Consider the following 20,727-nt stretch of genomic DNA (forward strand, 5'->3'; position numbering starts at 1 on the left):
GAACAGTAATCGGTAAAGAACACCCTAGTACTCCACCTAAAATAATTGTACCAACTAATTTTTTATTCATATCTTTTCCTACTTTCATTTAAAATAATTATATAATCAAGGACCAGTCTGTAATAAAAATTCGACTGTTCCATTATATTGCGTTTGTGCTTTAACATTTGAAGAATACATTTTTAAGTAAATTGGCATTTCATCATCAAGCAAAGAAAATGTGCCTAAATGCAGTTCCTCATTTTGATAAATCGTTTCAAATTCATCATTGAGCATAAATGTTTGATCATTTACCGTATGAAGTAATATATCTGCTGGTAAAAGCTCGTATTGTGCCGTTTGTAGTGGACTGGACATCTTAGCAGATACTTTCCACCGATTAACGCTGTGGTAATTATCAAATATTTGCAATTGAACTACCGATCGTGCCGATATTATTTCATCCACATTGGGAATGGCATGCGTTCCAAAATCAATTGTTGTTGTATGAGAATCGATATATACTTCCTCTTTTTCAACTTGTACTGGAGTATCGATGGTCGTTTCAGTATATTGATTTTTAGCTTTTAACAAGAGAGTGTGTTTGCCTTCGGTTAACTCAGGTAAAGTCAGCATTACTTGGTTTTTGATCGCACTTTGATTTTCCAAAGGAACATCTGGAGTACCATCGATTGATACACTATACTTTATGTTTGCGTCATCAGCTTCGACTTGTCCAACTAAGTGGATCTGTTCACCGACTACAGCTTGACTTGGTAAATTATCGATAGCGAATGTCAACGAGGTCGTTTGGGTGATCATAAGTGGCACTGGACTCAATGTTTCACTATCAAATAAAATAGATGTCGTTCGATTTAATGTACTTCGATTTTTTTTCGCGCTCGTATTTTGACTGGTATTCTCTTGATCTATGAGTACTTCCTGTGTCGCTTCATCCGCGGTCGTACTAGTCTGATGGTAGATGTTCATATCAGTATTTACTTGCTTTGTGTAGAGATTGATCGTTCGATAAAATAACTTTGGATCCACCGTTGTTGTAATCGGCAATACGATTTTCCGATCAGCATAATTACTTCCGTTTAGTACACGATTGATTCCAATAACTTCTGTGCTTTGATCCATTTGTGTATCATCTAATTTTCCATTCAATGTAGAGGCTGCTTGTTCTTGGTTCCAAGGAGAAATATAAGTATTCCATGTTTTGATCTCAGCGGTATTCGTTAATATTTTTTTATTGTTTTTATTATAGAAATCAGCCGTAAATGATAATATCTGATTCTCACTTGGTGGTAATTTTCCTTTGGTAACGATTCGATCGATACTTTTATCAGGTGTAAAACCTTCATTTGAAAGGCTTGCTACATTTGATTCTAGAAGTGTTGTGATCGTTATGGAATTCTGATTTAGTCCCAATAACCATTTTATTAACGTAAGAATATCAACAGAATTATCTGAAAAAGTATAGCGAATCGTATGGTTTGCTTCAGATGATATCGTCACATTCTTATCCGTCAACGGGATAGTCGTTGTTCCCATCACTAACTTAGAATTACTTGTTAGACTGGCAACAAATAATTTAGGAGAAATATTATTTGGTAACGTCCATTCAATAAAAAAATTGATTTTATTCGTTAGTAGAGTACTTGTTAAGATATCATCTCTTTTAATATTGAACTTATGTTGGACTTGAAAAGTTTCTGGTTGTAAGGAGTTTACTGCACGTAAATCAGTATTCCCTGACTCATCAGCAAGAGTTCGTCCATGTATAGTAACGCTAAAAATCAGTGTGATTCCTAGTGCAACTAAACATATTTTTAAAATCTGCTTCACCATCAATCTCTCCTTTTACTTCATCGATAGCATTATCATAAAGGCATTTTCTAAAAATTGGCATGTCTATTTTTTTAAGCAAATCTAAAAAAATTGAACTAAATCAAGTATCTCAATGTTTTTTAGTGTTATTTTTAGACAAAAAAAGAAGCACAGTGTTTACTGTACTTCTTTCTTAATTCGCTAATAATCCTAAATCTTGTTTCCACTGTAAGACGCGTTTGACTGAAGCGTCCAATTGGCTTTCTGGGTAATCGCCATTTTCAACTGCTGCGATCACGACTGGGATCTGAACCGCATAGCTTGACGACATTACTAGGTCATTGCCTGCTTGTAATGCTTTTAAGCCTGCTTCATCTTGTGAGATAAAATCTGCTAGTCCAGCCATATCCATATCGTCTGTCATGATCACTCCGTTAAAATGCAACTCATCGCGTAAAAGCTTATGAACTGCAGGTGAGATCGAAGCTGGTTCAGTAGGATCGATACTAGACACGATATTATGACTGACTAAAATACTGTCTGCTCCGGCCTGGATTCCCGCAATGAATGGAACAAAATCGACTTGACGCAATTCATCTAATGAACGCGTATCAGTCACGATCTCGACATGCGAATCACGATTGTTTCCATAACCTGGGAAGTGTTTTAATGTCGAACCGACTTTTTCTTCTTTCAAAGCTTTAGTCACTGCCGTAACATAATCTGCTGTTAGTTTAGCATCTTGACCAAGTGTACGATCGTAGATAAAGGCTTCTGGATCCGTTGCAACGTCTGCGACCGGAAATAGACCCGTCGTGATTCCATAGCTGCGCAATAAGTCGGCTTTGGTTTTTGTATCTGCTACGATAGCATCGATCCCGCCTTGTGCATAGAGCGTTTGCGGTGACGCAAAGGGTTCTGAAACCAACTGTTCATTCGTACTTAAACGACTGACCCAGCCACCTTCTTCATCTGAACCGATCAACATCGGGATCTTACTTGCTTGCTGATAACTTAAGATCTTGTCTTTTAATTGACGTTCAGTCAAGCCTTGGACATCGCGGCCAAACAAAACATAGCCACCTAGATCATATTCTTTGATATCCTCGATTTGTTGGACGTCTGGTACTCGGGCAAAAAAGAGTTGCCCGACTTTTTCTTCGACTGTCATAGTCGCGATCCGTTCATCCAGTGTTTTGGGTTTGGCCGACTCGCTCGTTGTGGTGGTCGTTTCACTAGAAGTCGTCACTGTCGAGCTCTCTTTTGAAGTAGTTGGTTGTTCCTCTTCATGCATAAAGTACCACATCCCTCCGATCAAAAGGACGAACACGAGGACAAAACCCATAAATATTAGTGCTTTAGCGCCAGTTCCTTTCATGTTTCTCTCCTTTTATTCACTAGTTTCCCTACATTACGTTCGCACCTATTATACATGACAATACCGCTTGATGCCACAACACAAATAACGAAATAGCTAGGCTATCTCGTTATTTGTGTATGATTTCGTCGAAAAATCAATTTTTATTCAAAAAAACGTCGCATAATCTGTTCGTACGCATCGATAAATTGTAAATACGTATCGACATAGACAAATTCATCGACTTGGTGCGCACTTGCATTTCCTGGTCCACATACCACCACATGGATATCCGGATTGTATTCGACAAAACGTGACGCATCTGTTCCGCCAGCCACACCAATGATCGGAACACTTTCTCCTACTGCATCTTCGACGATCGTTTTTGCTAGTCCTACGATCTTCGCTTTTGGATCGCTTTTTACCGGAAATGAACTTTGCAAGATGTGTAAAGAAAGTTTCGCTGATGTTTCTTGGTTGCAATTTTCGACTAACTCCGTGAGCTCTTTGATCAATGTCGTATTGTGGACTTCTGGGATCGTTCTGATCTTGGTCGTCATACTCGCAAAAGCCGGTACAGAATTGGCTTGTTCACCACCATTGATCAGCGTTACGACTGGTGTCATCTCACCTAAGATGGTATCTTTTGTTGTGATCGTCGCAAAGTATTCTTGTTGTTTTTGGTAATAGTACATCAACGAATCGATAGCATTTTGGCCAAGTTCTGGCATCGAACTATGGGCTGCTCGACCATTGGCATGCACTTCATAGGTCAAAGATCCCTTATGCGCAATGAAAATAAAGCGTTGTTCGACATTGCCTTCTTCTTTGACCAACCCTTTTGGTAATGGCATTTTTAAGACGACTTCACGGCTTTCCCCACTCGGTTCACAGACAACCAAAGAATCGATATCATCCGCATAACCTAACTCTGCTAGTTGCTGTGCACCAAGTAACCCTAACTCTTCTCCGATCGTAGCCATTAACCGAATTTTACCTGGGATCTTGATCCCGCTCGTTTTTAAATTGATCATCGCAAGTACTGCGGCCATCAGACCGGCTTTCATATCCGTCACGCCGCGGCCAAACATACGACCATGTTCGATCGTTGCTGAAAAAGGAGGATACGTCCAAGCAGATTCATCACCTGTAGCGACTACATCCATATGCCCATCAAAAGCCAAAACTGGACCATCTCCGTCACCAATCTCAGCAATTAAATTGACGCGTTCTGGTGCGTATTCGACACGAGTCGTTTCGATCCCATGCTCTGCAAATAACGTTTCTAGATAATCGGCAACTCGTTTTTCTTGTCCATTGACCGTTTCTAAGCGGACGATCTCTTGTAGTTTTTGAATCGCTTGTTCTTCTCTCATCTTTTCAACATCCTTTCTATGCGTAGCTCTCACGCTTATTATAACGCAATTTGTGCAGTTACGCTCAAAGATAACAATCGTCTTTCAAAATTGTTCGAAAAAAAAGAACAGCACAATGGCTGCTCTTTTTTAATAATCGATTTGTTCCATAATCCGTTTAATACTAAATCCTTTACCATGGACTTCACTTGCATTCATCGACACGATAAAGGCCTCACTATCAATTGCCAAAAGATGCTCACGGATCATCGAATAATCTCGTTCTTTGATCGTCGTCATCAGCAAGGTTTTCGGTGTTTTATCAAATCCACCTTCGATCGGAATACGTGTCACCCCTTTATCTAGTTGTTCCAACAAGGCTTGTTGCAATAATGGTGCTTTTTCGCTGATGATCAGCATATTTTTGTAGCGTCCTAATCCCGTTTGGACTGCATCGACTACGCGACCGATCGAAAAGAGACAAATCAATGAATACAAAACGATCTCTGTATCAAATACGATCAGTGCTGTTAAGATCACGAGTCCATCGACGATTGACATCGCTGCACCAATCGGGATCTTCGCATATTTATGAACGATCTGTGAGATGATTGCTGTGCCACCTGTTGATGCTTCAGCACGAAAGACAAATCCCAATCCAACACCCGTTACGACACCTCCGTAGATCGTTGCTAAAAATAGATTATCCGTCAATGGTGCGACACCCGAGGTCAACCAGACAAAAAACGGATAACTCATACTTCCGTAGATGGTCTTTAATCCTGTTTGTTTCCCTAAGAAAATAAAGCAGAGCACAAGTAGCGGGATATTGATCATATACAAGACGATCGCGATATTCCAATTGAATAACGCATGTAGTACGACAGCTAATCCATTCGCTCCACCTGCTACTAACAGATTAGGTAGCAAGATACTATTGATCGATAGTGCTAAAATAAAGGCACCGATCGTCACCAAAAAGATCTCGCGAAAGCGCGTGTTTTCCATTAATTTTTTCATGAAACTCCTCCTATGATTCCGTTTTAGGCAAAGAAAAAAAGAAATCGACTTCTTAAACAGAAGGATTCCTTTTATTTATAGTGCTTAAGTTGTGTTGCCTAATGATTTCTTTCATATCTTAACTGCTTTTCACTACTTTGTAAATATCTATCGAGTGACTCTTTTAGAATTCTCACCAAATAAGCTATACTAGTATTTGGAGGTGTACGATGATTTTAAAAATGAACTCTGACCAACTAGAAGATGTTTTAACAATCTGGCTAGATACCACTCAAGATGCCCATGATTTTATCCCAAACAACTATTGGCAACAACAACTACCTGCAGTGCGTGAAGCGATGAAGACAGCTGAGATCTATGTCTACCAACACCATGGTGAAATCGTAGGTTTTATCGGTCTTGTTGACACCTACCTTGCCGGTTTGTTTGTTTCAAAATCAGCTCAACGACACAGCATCGGACACGCTTTGATCAACAAAGCTAAAACGATCGCTCCCTCACTAACACTAGCGGTTTACGCTAAAAATCAGCAAGCTTTTCGTTTTTATAGTAAAGAAGGCTTTGCCGTCATCGGGAAAAGTCAAGATTCAGCGACCGGTGAATACGAATACCAAATGGAGTGGACTTGTGACTAGTCCACTCCATTTATTCTGAAAGCTCAGCTAAAATCGTACATGGTCCACTATCGATTCCTTTAATGAGCAAAGGTAACGCGTAGACACGTTTTATATTCGTCAAGTCTTCGTCTAATTTCATATCTTCAATCAACAAAATCGCACGTCCATCTTCTCGTCCTAATCCTAAAACAGTTTGATGAAAGGCTACTCCATGTGGTTCCATCGTTTGCCCACCACCTGCTGAAGGAAGATCCATTCCGATCGCACGTAAGTTCTCAAATGTCATGAAATACTCACCTGCATCTTTAGTAAATCCTGGATTATGTTGGCCATAACGATGTGCATCGCTACGATAACGATAAAACCCTGTCCGTACAATCAAAAGATCCGCTTCTTTGATGATTTCTTCAAATGGTTCTAGATCTTGTTTAGTGATCAATTCATCGTCCTGTTTTTCTAAATCGATCACTCGGACTTGTTCGTAAACGAATGTGTCAATTGGGTATTCCCATAGTTGTTTTCCTTCCGGATTGAAATGATTCGCTCCATCCATATGCGTGCCACTGTGATTGACCGACATATGGAACGATTGATTGAATTTATCTCCTTTATCCGTTGAAGAATGCGGCCAAATCATGACCGGCGGATTGTCGGTAAATCGTGGCGTGTCGACACCAAGCGGATAAGATAATGCGATACGTTTCATAAGCATTCCCCTTTCTTTTTTTCAAAATAACACGAGGATTTATCATCCGTCAAACCACACATTTGTTATTTAAACAATAAAAAAACAAGCAGCAACCTGCTTGTTTGATAAGCCTTTTATAGTAGTTTAATGAAGATACTGGCAATTACGATCGACGTGATCGAAACAGTCGCAAAGCCTGCTACTAGCATTTTTGGCATGAGGTGTGCCGTTAAATATTCGGTTTCCTCTTCTGTTTCGGCTAGCTCTTTGATGACATCGTTTGTCAAAATGAAATCAGCGGGAAATCCAAACAAAGCCGTCAACGCTGTAGCCAGTGCCATTTCTTTACTGTAACCAAAGAATTTATGTATCAAGCGGGTCATGATCCACATGCCAATGATCGCTAAAATCATCAAAGTGAAGATCTGTGGAATAAAATGAAGTAACGTGCTTGGTGTCGTCGTGCTTAATTGTGAAAAGATGTAAGCCGTTAAGCCATAGATCAACCAATTGAAGACACCAGCTTTTTGTAACACATTGGTTTCAAGCAATCCAAACTGGCTAAAGACGATCCCTAATAATAAACACAAAATATTGGCATTGACTGCATGTTGCAAGACGATCGAAAGTGCATTCGCCAACACGATCACAAGACCAACACGTGCTAGTGCAAATGCAGGTGTCCGGTACTGTTTCGGTAGGGTATCGATCCATTTCGTTTTTTCGACCGGTAGTGTTTCAATCTCGATTGTTTGTTGCTGTGCTTGTTTGGTTTTCAATTCGGCTTTTAATCGCTTGCCTTCTTTTTTGAGTAGCATCGCCGTGATTGGATACCCCAATAACCCATGAAACATTAGCATATAGATTGGCAATGCCGCTAGCGTATCTAAATTCATTGCTTTTAAATTATCCGACATCAATAATGCGGCAACTAGTCCTCCGACTAACGGTGGCACGGAAGCAATCACCGTACGAAAATCAAAAATCATCGTGCCGATCGTCAAACATAACGCGATCGTACCACAGACGCCTAAGAGTGCGATCACGATCGCTTTCCATTGATCGACCAACTGCCGTAGATCCATTTTTGTACCTAAATGCACAAGTGTCAACGGCACACAGATTTTAGCAAATGTCATACCAAATCCAACTTGTTCGACCATATCTTTTGGAAAAAATGTCCAAAATCCCAAAACAAATAAAACAGCTGTCATAAACAGTGACGGCACGACTGCTTTCGTTTTCGTCGATGCCCATTCTCCAATAAAGAGCATACTCATGATCAAAGTAAAACTAACAAATAATCCCATAAAATTCTCCTCTCCAAAATTCGAGCATACTGTAGTTTTACCTATCCGTCAATAGTTTGTGAATAATCACATTTGTTTTGTTTTCGAAAAAAAAGCTGCATCGCCTCATGTGCGATACAGCTTTTGATACAACTATGTCGTTCCTCGTTTGATAAAGGTCGTATAGATCCACTCCGAATCAGTAGTCTCTTCTTGGAGTAGTTTGACGATTTTATTGGCAGCTAACATTCCCCAACGATGTTGAGAATAGGCGATCGTCGAAAGTGCTGGTTGTAGATATTTACCGATTTCGATATTATCAAAACCAATCAGGCGCACATCGGTCCCGATCGTTAAGCCTAATGTTTGCACATAATTGTAGACCCCTACTGCCATTTCATCGTTAAATGAAAAGATATCGACTGGTAATGTAGGATTAGTCTCAAAAATCGTTTTTGCGATCTCAAAACCCGACGCTTCAGTAAATTCCCCAGTAAAACATTCATAAGGGATTTGATACAGATCCAATTCAGCAGTACTTGCAGCCAGTCGTTTTTGACTATCGTATGCTTTTTCAGGTCCGGCAATCAAATAGACTTTTTGCGTATCTAGATGCGCAAACTGTTCGATCGCTAACGTGGCTCCACCTTTGTTATCTAATAAGATACTTCTGATTTCTGGGTGTTCGATCTCACGGTCTAATACAACTAATTTATGTCCACGATCTGCGTAATTTAAAATCGTTTTTGTTCGAAACGACCAATCAAGGACGATCGCACCATCGATCATCCGCTCAGGTAAGAATAATTGGGATTTATTCCCACTACAAACAATCATTTCATATCCTTGTGTTTCGAGTCCTTTTTTGATTCCATCTAGTAATTCACCATAGAAACTACCACCATAATCGGTTAGATACACACCAATGATATCTGTTTGTTGCCGTTTTAATGTGCGAGCAGCCATATTGGGAACATAGTTCATCTCAGCTGCAATTTTCATGATTTTCTCTCTTGTTTGTTCAGTGATTTTGGGATTTCCATTTAGCGCATAAGATACAGTAGAGATCGACACTCCAGCTGCTTGTGCGATATCTTTGATTCCTACCATGACTGCTCCTTTCTCTAAGCGTTTGCTTAACAGTAGATTTCGATGATACTTTGGTTTTTAATTGTCTCTTCGATTGTTTGAACAGGGATCGCGAATCCTCCTAAACGATAGGGATTGGCCTCACGAGATGTCGTGATTACGTGTTGATCGATCACGACTTTTGATTCTTTAGAGCCTAAATGATAAACGAACGTCACATCTTTATCTGCGATTCGATAATTTAGACGTAACCCATCTAATTCTTCTGGTAATACTGGATCAAAGACATAATGATCGAAGAAAACGCGAATACCTAAAACATTTGTGATCAATTGGTTCAAATAGATACCCGGTCCACTAGAATACACACGCCAGCCACCTTTGACTGCAACTTCACCCGTTTTGAGTTGATCAAAATGTTCTTGTGCATCATAACGTGTTGCAAATGCTCCATCTGAACTACTAAAATAAGCATTTGATTGTCTTAGTGCTGCATTTGGAACTCGTTTTTGCAAGTCGATCGGATTGATCGTGTTCAATCCTTTCCACGTTTCATTTGCTTCTCCGATTTTTGCCATCGCTTCGGTAAAACGGATATGTGCATGAACGTATTGCAATCCGATTTCACGACCAAAATTCGCCGCTTGTTCTGCACGTTTGAAATTGTGACTCACGCCACCTTGATAGTGAGCTGGACGGTTCATCAAGCGCACGCCATCAGGGAAATAAAGATGCTCTTTGATCGTACTTAGATGTGTTTTGACTTGTTCTGGTGTCAAGATCTCCGCGATCATACTACGTGTCATTGGAAGTAGTCGATAGTGGATGCCTGTTTTTTGATCCGTTGGATGGATCATATACTCGACTTCATCTTGATTTTCCATATAGACAAATCCTGGAATCGTCTCATCTTTTAACATATAGGTGTTAAAGTCAGCTAAAATCTGTTCACTAAGTGTCGTCAACTGGTGGCTAGCTTCAGGTCGATAGTCTTTTAATAAAGCACCTAGTTTTTTTGTTACTTGATACGTCAATGCAACGGTCCAACTACTTGCCATGTATTTTTTCAAACGGCTATCATACGGTTGTAAGGTATCGTCCCAATCACCGTCACCATAGCAAGATAAAGAAGTCCCTGGTAAAAAATTCTCTTCGATATACTGAATCTCTTTTTGGAGATGTTCAAACAATGATGCACTGTGTTGCGTTTTTTTGAACGTCTCTCTATCCGTGTATGAAATCTGCTTATCTAATATACTAAAATCTCCAGACTTTTCCAAGTAGTCTGCGACAACTTTCATCGGCCAAACAATGACATCGCCATGACTTTCATCCGCTTTTTGTTCTTCATAGCGGTCAAACATGAACCATTGTGGCCAGTTACCATCGTCTTCAAATTGATTTTCAAAGATATGCGTAATGATTGATGCCACGACTTTTAGACGATTGGTTGCTAGGAAAAATTCAGTCGGTCCTTGTGAGACATCTCGAGTTCCCCAAGCAGCTCCACCATATTGTTCTAGTCCATGTGGTGACAAGTAATGGATCAGCATATCCAATACGTACCAACGTGTCAATAGATTCATACTCGTCACGTCGACCGTATCATGGAACAACTCAAAACGATTGAGCAATTCATTGATTTTGGCCACGATTGCTTCTTCTTCTACTTTGAATTCAAGCTCTCTTGTTTTGGTTACTCCATCCAAACTACCCGTGATATCAATCGTTAGTTCATTTGTCTCTTGTACGACAAAGACCAGCTGTTCTGTTTGGGCGATTCCTTCTACTAGAATCGTCTCATCTGTAAGTGTAAATGATTGATCTAAAGTGATCTGATACGTTAAATCTGGATATTTCGTTGTGATTACAGATGTTTCACTTGGTTTGATTGTCAATTGTTGCTCGACTTGTTCTAATCTATAGGTCGGCGATTCTTCAGCTGCATCCATTAAAATATGATTGGTAATGGCAAACGTGTAGCTTTTTCCTGCTTCACTTTCGATCACCGTTTTGATTTGGTGGTTCTCACAGGCCGTAAATGTCGTGATTTTTAAACAATCGTCTGCTAGTTGATAATACCAAGTAGCGGAGTTCAAGCCCATTTCAAATGCAGAAGGCAGTGTTAACATCCGCCACATATCTGCTTCTTTTAGATAGATTCGTTGACCCGCATGTTTCAAGCGATTTAATGAATTACGGCTATTGCTCATTAGCTTATTCATCGATGTATTGCCTAAGACGATTTGAGAATTAAATAAGCCGTACATATAAGTCGTCGTACTCATAACGGGATGATCGACATCTAGATCGATCCCACTCAATAGGATATGACCCGTTGCTCGTTCCATCGCTAGTTCTTTGTTTTTCAATACGACATGGCGCTCATTTTTTGTAAAAAAGGCTCCGATCTCACCATCTTCTAGATACTCTTCTTTGACTTTTACTGGAAAACGATGATCGATCTCCTCTGTCGTCAAACGTCGACCCACGATCGGACGTCCAATATAAGAGACTGGGTGTGAAAAAGTAGTTGTAATCGGCGCATCTTCAAGATGAGCGTAGATTTCTTTGATTGCGTGTGGTTCATAAAGTGGTTTTGTGACTGCTTCAGGATGATCTGTTGCAAATGCACCATAAAACACACATGTTGTTGTCGTATCAGTCAATGTATATTCGATTGATTGCAAGGCAATATAGGCAAATTCATATTGATAGACTTTACTATCTAGTACTTCTTTTTGTAAGCTGATCGGCTCATTGGTTTCTTCATACGCCTTACCAAAAAATTGATAGCCATCTGTTTCAAAACCGACGATTGGAGTGATTCCCCCGATTTCAACGACTGGAAACTGATCATTTTGGGGTTGATTTTGTCTAGACGTAATACTGATCTGATCTTGATTTTTTGTTACAAAATGATCGACATACTGAGACATGTACGCTTCATTTGAACGAACCGCACCTTTAGCTGCATTGCCGATATCTTGCCCTAAGATCACATCGATGACTTGGCCTTCACCAGTTAGGTCGACTGTCCAAAACCAAGTATCTTTTTCGCCTAGAGCAAAGCGCACTTGATACGTTATTCCTTGTGCTTCACCAGTCCAGTAGAATGCTTGTTCACTTTTTGAAAACTGACTCGCAGCTGTCGTACCGATCAAGGGGATGATCGTATAAGGTTGTTGATCTTTGATTCTCAGATATACTTGCGTTACACTGCCGTCTAATGGTGTGCTGTATAATTGATTGATCATGATGTCTTCATGCATCAAGCTGACTAATTCACCTGAATCTAAAAATTCAGCTACTAATTTCTTTTCTAAATGTGGCATCGTCTCTTCCTTTCTTGATCCAAGTTATTTGAGCATGAAGCTGGCTCTTTGACCTTCTTGACTATTCGGTGCGATCCAAGCATGAAATTCTCCTGGCTCAGTCGACCATTCTTGATTGGCATGGACATAGAATAGATCATTTGTCGTAAGTTCAAAGCGAACAGTCTGAGTATCTTGTGGTGCAAGATCGATCTGTTTGAATCCTTTTAATTCACGAACCGGACGAACGACTTTACCTACGACGTCTTGGATATACAGTTGAACCGTTTCTCTGCGTGCATAATCACTATGGTTTGAGATCGTGGCTTCGATCACGATCGGCTCACCAAGTTCAACAGTTTCTTGATGGACGATCGTTTGACTATACGTAACGTCGCCATAACTCAAGCCATATCCAAATGGATAACGCGGTTGATTAGATGCATCTAGATATTTTGATACATATTTTTAATTTGGATCCCCTAAGTAAGGGCGTCCCGTGTTATCTGCATTGTAAAAGACGGGCACTTGTCCGACATTTTCAGGAAATGACATACTTAAGCGACCTGAAGGGTTATACGCTCCAAATAAAATATCTGCCAAAGCATTCCCTGCTTCTGTTCCTAAAAACCATGCTTCAACGATCGCATCTGCTTCTTGGATTGCAATCAGATCAAGTGGACGTCCATTATATAACGTCACGATCAGTGTTTTTGCTACAGCTCTTACTTTGTGGAACAATTCGATTTGTGCTTGTGGTAAGCAAATATCTGTTTTACTTGAAGCTTCTCCGCTCATCCAATCTTCTTCACCTAAAGCCAAGACTACGACTTCTGTTTCTTTAGCTAAAGCTACTGCTTCTTCGATCGCTTCTTTTGATGGTGTAAAATAATCGAACGCTTCATTGCCAGTCTTGATGTGATCACTATATTGTTGCATCCCTTGTGCAAGCGAGATTGCTTCTTCTTTTTTACCTTGCCAAGACCAAACACCCAGTACGTCATGAGATTTAGCAGCCGGACCTACTAGTGCGATCGTTTGTGGGGCTGCAAGTGGTAATGCTGCACGTTCATTTTTTAACAATACGATCGAACGACGGGCTACGTCGCGTGCGATCAAACGATGCTCATCAGATAGTACATGCTCTTTTTCCAATGCCTCATCTGCACCACGATAAGGATGTTCAAATAAACCTAAATCATTTTTCAATTCTAAAATACGTAAAACTGCTTCGTCTAGCATTGCTTCTGGTACGCTACCTTCTGCAATCAGCTCTTCTAGATAGCCAGTGTAGCAGTTCGTCATCATTTCGATATCTACCGATGCATGGATCGCTAGACGTGCAGCTTCTTTTTGATCTTTGGCAACACCATGAGGGATCAATTCCTGAACAGCACCCCAGTCTGAGATCACGACGCCATCAAAGCCAAACTCGCCACGCAATACATCACGAAACAGCCATTCATTTCCAGTCGCTGGAATACCATCTACTGTATTAAATGAAGTCATCACTAATTTTGCACCAGCATCAAGAGCCGCTTTATATCCTGGTAAATACTGATCGCGTAATTGGCGTTCAGACATATTTACTGTATTGTAATCACGTCCTGCTAAAGCTGCACCATATGCGGCAAAGTGTTTGACACAAGCGGCTACACGCATGAAGTCATGTTCCAGATCATCACCTTGATAGCCTTTAACAAAAGCTTCTGCAAAGCGAGCATTTAAAAATGGATCCTCTCCAGTCGATTCCATCACTCGTCCCCATCTTGGGTCACGCACTAGATCGACCATTGGTGAAAACGTAACATGCAATCCAGAAACTGCAGCTTCTTTAGCAGATACTTCTGCCATTTGTTTAGCTGCATGTAGATCCCAACTGCTTCCTAGCCCTAATGGAATCGGAAAAATCGTTCGGAAACCATGGATGATATCTGCCATTAATAGTGTCGGAATATGTAGGCGATTGTTTTCCATATAGGTTTTTTGGACTCGGATCGCTTCTTTAGCGCCTGATATCCCTAATGTCGTTCCTGCATGATTGACAGTTTCTTGTGTGATATTTAATTGCGCCATCGGTCCGGTTTTGGCTTCGGCATGTTCTGAATAAAAATCAGCTGCTAATTGCAGCAATTGATCGACTTTTTCTTTCATCGTCATTTGTGCGACTAATTCACGTAATTGTTCTTTTTTCATCTATTTTTCACCTATCTCTATTTTATTTTGTCTGCGTTACAGTAGCTACGAGCGGAAAATGATCCGATGGAAAACGTTGATCACATGAATCGGTCACACAACCCACTTTACTTACTGAAAAACCTTTCGCATAGATATAATCGATTTCCTCTAGATCAGACCATGCACGTGTATAGTCAAAATCTTGAAACGTGCCTTTTGGTCCATAATACTGTGACGTCAGCTCTTTGACATCCGTAAACCCTTTCAATAACGTGTGCACCCGCTCATCAGGTAGCGCATTAAAATCACCTAGTAAAATCGTTTGATAGCGCGCGATCTTATCTTGTAACTCCTGTAACAAGACACGCATCCCTTCATAACGCGCACTTTCTGAAATATGGTCTAAATGTGTGTTGATGACTAGAAAAGGAGGCTCTTGCCCTTTTTGATACACGACCCACATCGCGATTCGCTTGCATCCAGCTTCAGGATGGATACTAGAGACATTTGGCGTATCAGATAACCAAAAGAATCCTTGATCTTTGATTGTAAAACACGGATCACTAAGTAACACCAAGCCTTCATCACTGCCGTCGCCTTCGCGTTCGTAATACGTCAGCGTATAAGGCAGTTTCATTAGGTCTTCTTTTTGATTTGGGCGTACTTCTTGTAACCCGATGATATCCCATTGATGAAAAGCCAGTAGCTCGCACACATGAAAAGCTCGCGCTGCCCAACTCCAATCCTGATCTTGCGTCGTGTCTAAACGAATATTATAGGTTGCAATTTCCATTCTTGTTCACTCCTGCGTGATTTGGTTGATTTGGTTGATCTCTCGTACGGTTTGCGCCATTGCGCCACCTTCATGTCCTTTTTTCCAGTAGACTCGTAATGTTTTTGGTGCCGTGATCTTATGGTAAGCAGGTATAAAATCCTTCATTGGACAAACCGGATCATGACTAGCAACACTGATACTGACCGGACAAGTAATCAAATCAGCGAGATACTGTAAATCAAAATAACTTAATTCGTGTTCGATTTGCGTTTGTTGATGTGGATAGTAATCTAAAAAGCGCCCGATCACACCATACGATCCCGTTTTTTCGCTTACACGATGTTTGATATTTGAGTGGCTTGGCACATCTGCAAAAATCCACTTAGGAATATTTGGCAATAATGCTCCTAACAATAAAACAACTCCACCACCTTGAGAAGCTCCACGAAATATGATCTGTGTTTGATCAAGTTCCTCACGTGTCGTCGCAAAATGTACCAAACGCAACTGATCAGCTAACAAGCGTTTAAAATAAAAGTCCTCATGCTCTAAGATTCCTCTTCCAAAAGGTTCAGGGTGACTTGTCGTATGATACGGTGCTTGATCAAGCGTCTTCCCACCTTGAGCGCGATTGTCGATCACAAGACAGGCATATCCCATTTGGGGCCAGTGACTAAATTGAAACGGATCTTCGATTTTATTCCAGTAGCCTAAACTTTCAATAATCACCGGCACCACTTTGTCAGTTTTAGGGCGTAAATACAGTCCATGGATCACTTCTTGATAAAGACTGGTGAATTGTAAAGCAAATACTTCAATCTGTTCATCAAGTGCTGGTAATGAAGTGAGCGTATAGTTTGGTTGGATTTCAGCTAGCTCTTTTTGAACAGTTTTCCAAAATGCTAAAATCTCACTTTGTGTTGCCGTCAACGTCATCACGCTCCTCTTTGACTATTACGCGTCTAAAAAAGAATACTTGCAAATAGGCGATCGCTCCGGTTCCAATACAAATGAATAAGTAAAGATTGATCTTATTGAGTACAAGTAACCCGATTACGGGTAGCACCAATAAAATGATGGCATTTGCCGTACTACTTAAAACAAAATAGATACTTTCTTTAGCTGTTTGTTTTAAATCAAAAGAATAAAGACTGTCGATCAAGATAAACATCATCGAATACAAGGTAGCAAATGTAATCAAAATAATCGACAAGATACTTAGATACGTAGAGATCTCCATCAAGCTATAGACGATGCCCAATACGATCACTGTATAAGCGACAAGTAGACCGTCTAGCGCTAATCCACGTTTAAACTGGGTTTTAAATACAGTCCAATATGTTTTGATGGTTGGAATATCCCGTTCCTGATACAAACGATCACACGTTTGATAGAGTGCAATCAAAGCAGGACCGAGTAACACGATAGTCAATGCGGGAAATAAGAACAAGAAACTTAATAACACCAAATCGGCTAGAAAAGAAAATACACGATAGTACCATCCTTCGTATGCAAAAAATTTATTGATCATCCTAAACAAAGAGGAAAGGATCCGAATCGCTCCATCCCTTTCCTCTTCTTCCCGCCTTTCTATCTATTGATTATTTTAATTTCTCTCTATTTTCTTGCATTTTTTCTGATTTCACTTTCTTCACAGCATCCCATTTGTTATTGTCTAAGAACGTTTTGAATTCATCTAACGTACTATCGAAAGCTTTTTCATCTTTCGCACGGATCAAGGAGATGACCGTACTATTTAATTTTGTTTCGATCGCACTATTTGAACGCGCTTCTGCCGTACCTGCATCTGGATTGATATTTTCAACGATAAAGTGTGGTTTCAATTTACCAACACCCCAGTCTTGCATTTGTGTTAAAGCATTGTCTGTTTTGACTTTCATTGCATTGACACGGTCATTATTGAAGTAGTTGAAACGGCTGATTCCATATTTTTTGTTATACGCGTCATTATCTGATTTTTCTAAGTCTTTGACTTCTTGTAAGTAATCAATCTTGCCGTCTGCATTGTATTCATACGTGACGCCTTCAACTCCGAATTTAGTCAAGATTTGGCCTTGTTCATCGATTAGGTACGTAAACAATTGTGTTACTTTCGCTGGATCTTTTGCATCTTTAGTCACGTAGTTGATCAACCAACCTGAGATACCTGTTTGATTCAAGGTTGCTTCACGGCCACTTGTACTTGATGGTCCATCGATCGCAATATATTTCGTACCTGAATTTTTACTAAATTCAGTAAAGTTTCCACCTTGACCACTTGTTCCTGCAACTAGCATTGTAGCGTATTTCCCTTGTTTTACTTTTTCATCAAATGTTGGACCATCATCAGTGAAGCTATCATCACTGATTTCACCTTTACGGTAAACTTCATTTAACGTACGTAACCATTCGATATACTCTTTATCTACGTTACGATCGTAGTAGTTGCCATCTTCATCTTCTAACGGTACACCTAAGAAGTCTTGCAATTTATCTAAGAATGGGCCTGCTTTATCACCGACAGTCGTAAAGCCAAATGGTGTCATATCTGGGTATTTTTCACTGATCTCATTCATCACTTTTTTAAAGTCTTCTGGAGTAGATACACTTGGTTTGCCTAGTGCTTCATAGACATCTTCACGAATGACAAAGTTATCATTGACTGGGATATTGCCACTATCGTAATCTGCTTGAGTATTTGAGTAGTTTGGATAACCATACGTTTTTCCATCATCTAATGAATACCATTTGAAAGTATCTTGATTGGCTACTTCTAAAAGATAAGGATCATATTCTTTGGCTAGATCGTTTAATGAATAGGCCCAAGAATTTGCTTTTTGTGCTGCTTGACTTGATTTATCCATCAACGTTACGATATCTGGCATGTCCCCACTTGAGATCATCGCGTTTAATTTTGCGTCATCTCCAGATAAAAATTCGATATCGATATTCAAATCTTTTTTGATTTGAGCTGTCGTTACATCTTTCCCAAATGGTAAGCTTGTCCAATCTGAATTGATATACCAACGAATTTTCGTTGTTTCTTTTTTCGTGTCTAATTTCCATGCTGGTTGTGTTTTGTCTAATTCATAACGATCTTTAATCGAAAAATCTGGTGTCGCAGACTCTTTTTTATCCCCACTGCCACAAGCAGCCAAACCTAAAACAGCAACCCCCAACATCATCCCGCTTAAAACTTTTTTCATCACGATCCCTCTTTCTAAAATGTTTTTATTCTTTTACTGCACCAGCCATCATGCCGCCGATGAAGTGTTTTTGTAATAATGGGTAAATGACTAAAATCGGTACTGTAGTAATGACGATCGTTGCCAATTGGACTCCTCTAGTGGTCGCTTGTACGACATAGTCGGTACTTCCGCTATCGGTCAACGAACTTAAATTCGATTGGACGATAATCTCATAGATCTTCATTTGTAAAGGATAAAGCGATTGTTTCGTAACGTATAATTTGGTTGTCATAAAGTCGTTCCATTGGCCCACACCATTAAATAAGATGATCGTAGCTAATGCTGGTTTGGTCAATGGTAAGAAGATCTTATAAAAAATTTGGAACTCACTCGCACCATCGATCTTCGCTGACTCTTCTAATGACGGTGGGATCTCTCTAAAGAAGTTCATCAAGATCACGACATCATAGTAACTAAATAAGGCTGGAATAATGTACACCCAAAATGTATCAAGTAACCCCAATGATTTGATCAAGAGGTAAGTCGGGATCATCCCACCACTAAAGTACAAGGTGATGACACCCATCGTGGTATAGATACTTCTGCCGACCAAGCGTTTTTTACTTAGTCCATATGCGACTACCGCACAAAATAAAGTATGCGTCAACGCCCCGATGACTGTTTTTAACACTGAGATCATAAACGCTCTAGGAATACTAGAATCGGAAAACACACGACGATAATTTTCTAAAGTGAACCCCTTAGGCCATAAGACAAGTCCGTTACTGGCTAAACCTGAACTGGATGAAAATGAGGAAACCAGGATATTCCAGACTGGAACGATGATCACTAAGGAAAATAAAATCAAGATCAACGTATTAAAGAAGTAAAACCACTTGTTTTCTTGCTTTCGTTTTTTTAACACCAAAGTCCCCTCCTATAAGATAACTGATTTTCCGTCGTTCATTTTGCGTGTCACACGGTCAGTAATGACTAATAAAATTACAGAAATGATCGATACACCAAGTCCAACTGCGGTAGCATATGAGAAGTCTCCTTGAACTAGACCCATTTTATAAACGAACGAATTGATTACTTCTGAACGATTTTGGTTTTGTGAGTTCATCAATACTAACGTTTGATCTAGGTTTGACCCTAGGATTCCGCTTACATTTAAAATCAAATTTAATGAAATGATTGGAGTCAATAAGGGCAATGTGATCTTTCTGATTTGAGTGATTTTAGTTGCACCATCGATTCGTGCTGCTTCATAAAATGTCGGGTCTATTCGTGACATCCCTGCTAGATACAAGATCGTCCCCCAACCTACTTCTTTCCATAAATCAGATAGTACTGCGATCCACCAATATTCGTTAGGATTTAATAAGTGATTGACACCTTTATCCATCAATCCCATCGACATAAAGATTTGATTGAAAAATCCATCTGTTGATAACCAAGAAATCATCATCCCACCTAATACGATCCAAGAAAAGAAATGGGGAATATATGATACGGTTTGAATAAATTTCTTTAAACGACCATCGCTCATTTCAAAGATCATGATCGCTAAGATGATCGGAATGAAAAATCCTAAGCCTAACTTCAACAAACTGATGGCCATCGTATTTCTTACGGCCTCCCAAAAGAAACTATCTTGCATGATGATTTTAAAATTCTCTAATCCGACCCATTCCGCAGATGAAATCGTATCGACGACCGTATAATTTTTAAAGGCGATGATGATTCCATAAATCGGAATATAGTTGAAGACGATCATGAATGCGACCCCTGGCAACACCATCCAATGTAGTTGCCTTTGATTATAGAACTCTTTCAACTTATTCATATATTTTTTCCTTTCTATCTTGCGATCAGATTCGTAGTGAAATCCGGTGAAACGTTTCTACAATTTGTAGTATAAATGCTCTAAATACAAAAAGCAAGCGTTTTCTTTATTTAATAATTCAAATTATTAGTCGAAACGTTTCTATAAATAGTTTTTCTTTACTAAAAAAAACCACTCGTGGATGTGTCGAGTGGTT

At 39.8% G+C, this 20,727-nt stretch carries 15 protein-coding genes and 1 pseudogene; 1 reads left to right on the forward strand and 15 read right to left on the reverse strand.

Annotation, left to right across the window (positions count from 1 at the left end; genetic code table 11):
• Positions 1-105: 105 nt before the first annotated feature.
• The 4 genes from QZ413_RS04170 to QZ413_RS04185 all read right to left on the reverse strand — a co-directional run bounded on the left by QZ413_RS04170 (position 106) and on the right by QZ413_RS04185 (position 5,544).
• The gene (locus tag QZ413_RS04170) at positions 106-1,833 is read right to left on the reverse strand and encodes a hypothetical protein (RefSeq protein ID WP_297076762.1); all 1,728 of its coding nucleotides are present in this window, start codon (positions 1,831-1,833) and stop codon (positions 106-108) included.
• 172 nt (positions 1,834-2,005) lie between these two features.
• Positions 2,006-3,190, reverse strand: a complete 1,185-nt coding sequence (locus QZ413_RS04175) for a glycoside hydrolase family 3 N-terminal domain-containing protein (protein WP_297076764.1) — start codon at positions 3,188-3,190, stop codon at positions 2,006-2,008.
• A 143-nt stretch (positions 3,191-3,333) separates the two neighbouring features.
• Positions 3,334-4,545 carry an ArgE/DapE family deacylase gene (locus QZ413_RS04180; protein WP_297076766.1) on the reverse strand — a complete coding sequence of 404 codons (1,212 nt, stop codon included), beginning with the start codon at positions 4,543-4,545 and terminating at the stop codon, positions 3,334-3,336.
• A 129-nt stretch (positions 4,546-4,674) separates the two neighbouring features.
• A complete protein-coding gene (locus QZ413_RS04185; protein ID WP_297076768.1) occupies positions 4,675-5,544 on the reverse strand; it encodes a YitT family protein in 870 nt (289 codons plus the stop codon).
• 209 nt (positions 5,545-5,753) lie between these two features.
• On the opposite strand from QZ413_RS04185, the gene QZ413_RS04190 reads away from it, so the two are divergent.
• Positions 5,754-6,179 carry a GNAT family N-acetyltransferase gene (locus QZ413_RS04190; protein WP_297076770.1) on the forward strand — a complete coding sequence of 142 codons (426 nt, stop codon included), beginning with the start codon at positions 5,754-5,756 and terminating at the stop codon, positions 6,177-6,179.
• Between the two features lie 10 nt (positions 6,180-6,189).
• Here the strand turns inward: QZ413_RS04190 and QZ413_RS04195 are convergent, their stop codons facing one another.
• From QZ413_RS04195 to QZ413_RS04245, 11 genes and pseudogenes are all read right to left on the reverse strand, one after another.
• Entirely contained in the window at positions 6,190-6,867 is a 678-nt protein-coding gene (locus QZ413_RS04195; protein WP_297076773.1) for a cyclase family protein, read from the reverse strand.
• Between the two features lie 116 nt (positions 6,868-6,983).
• Positions 6,984-8,159 carry a hypothetical protein gene (locus QZ413_RS04200; RefSeq protein WP_297076775.1) on the reverse strand — a complete coding sequence of 392 codons (1,176 nt, stop codon included), beginning with the start codon at positions 8,157-8,159 and terminating at the stop codon, positions 6,984-6,986.
• Positions 8,160-8,291: 132 nt separating this feature from the next.
• The gene (locus tag QZ413_RS04205) at positions 8,292-9,248 is read right to left on the reverse strand and encodes a LacI family DNA-binding transcriptional regulator (protein WP_297076778.1); all 957 of its coding nucleotides are present in this window, start codon (positions 9,246-9,248) and stop codon (positions 8,292-8,294) included.
• Positions 9,249-9,274: 26 nt separating this feature from the next.
• On the reverse strand, positions 9,275-12,562 hold the full coding sequence (locus tag QZ413_RS04210; protein WP_297076782.1) for a GH36-type glycosyl hydrolase domain-containing protein: 3,288 nt from the start codon (positions 12,560-12,562) through the stop codon (positions 9,275-9,277).
• A 24-nt stretch (positions 12,563-12,586) separates the two neighbouring features.
• A pseudogene (locus QZ413_RS04215) lies at positions 12,587-14,737 on the reverse strand (glycoside hydrolase family 3 N-terminal domain-containing protein).
• 22 nt (positions 14,738-14,759) lie between these two features.
• Positions 14,760-15,512: an endonuclease/exonuclease/phosphatase family protein gene (locus tag QZ413_RS04220; protein WP_297076785.1), complete on the reverse strand. Its 753-nt coding sequence runs from the start codon at positions 15,510-15,512 to the stop codon at positions 14,760-14,762.
• Positions 15,513-15,518: 6 nt separating this feature from the next.
• Positions 15,519-16,430 carry an acetylxylan esterase gene (locus tag QZ413_RS04225; protein ID WP_297076787.1) on the reverse strand — a complete coding sequence of 304 codons (912 nt, stop codon included), beginning with the start codon at positions 16,428-16,430 and terminating at the stop codon, positions 15,519-15,521.
• A complete protein-coding gene (locus QZ413_RS04230; protein WP_297076789.1) occupies positions 16,405-17,025 on the reverse strand; it encodes a DUF624 domain-containing protein in 621 nt (206 codons plus the stop codon). Before QZ413_RS04230 ends, QZ413_RS04225 begins: the two co-directional genes overlap by 26 nt.
• 70 nt (positions 17,026-17,095) lie before the next feature.
• On the reverse strand, positions 17,096-18,700 hold the full coding sequence (locus QZ413_RS04235; protein ID WP_297076792.1) for a sugar ABC transporter substrate-binding protein: 1,605 nt from the start codon (positions 18,698-18,700) through the stop codon (positions 17,096-17,098).
• 25 nt (positions 18,701-18,725) lie between these two features.
• Positions 18,726-19,607: a carbohydrate ABC transporter permease gene (locus QZ413_RS04240; protein WP_297076794.1), complete on the reverse strand. Its 882-nt coding sequence runs from the start codon at positions 19,605-19,607 to the stop codon at positions 18,726-18,728.
• Positions 19,608-19,619: 12 nt separating this feature from the next.
• Positions 19,620-20,531, reverse strand: a complete 912-nt coding sequence (locus QZ413_RS04245; RefSeq protein WP_297076796.1) for a sugar ABC transporter permease — start codon at positions 20,529-20,531, stop codon at positions 19,620-19,622.
• Positions 20,532-20,727 lie beyond the last annotated feature (196 nt).

Origin of the sequence: uncultured Enterococcus sp., assembly GCF_913775425.1 — a bacterium.
Classification (GTDB): domain Bacteria; phylum Bacillota; class Bacilli; order Lactobacillales; family Enterococcaceae; genus Enterococcus_G.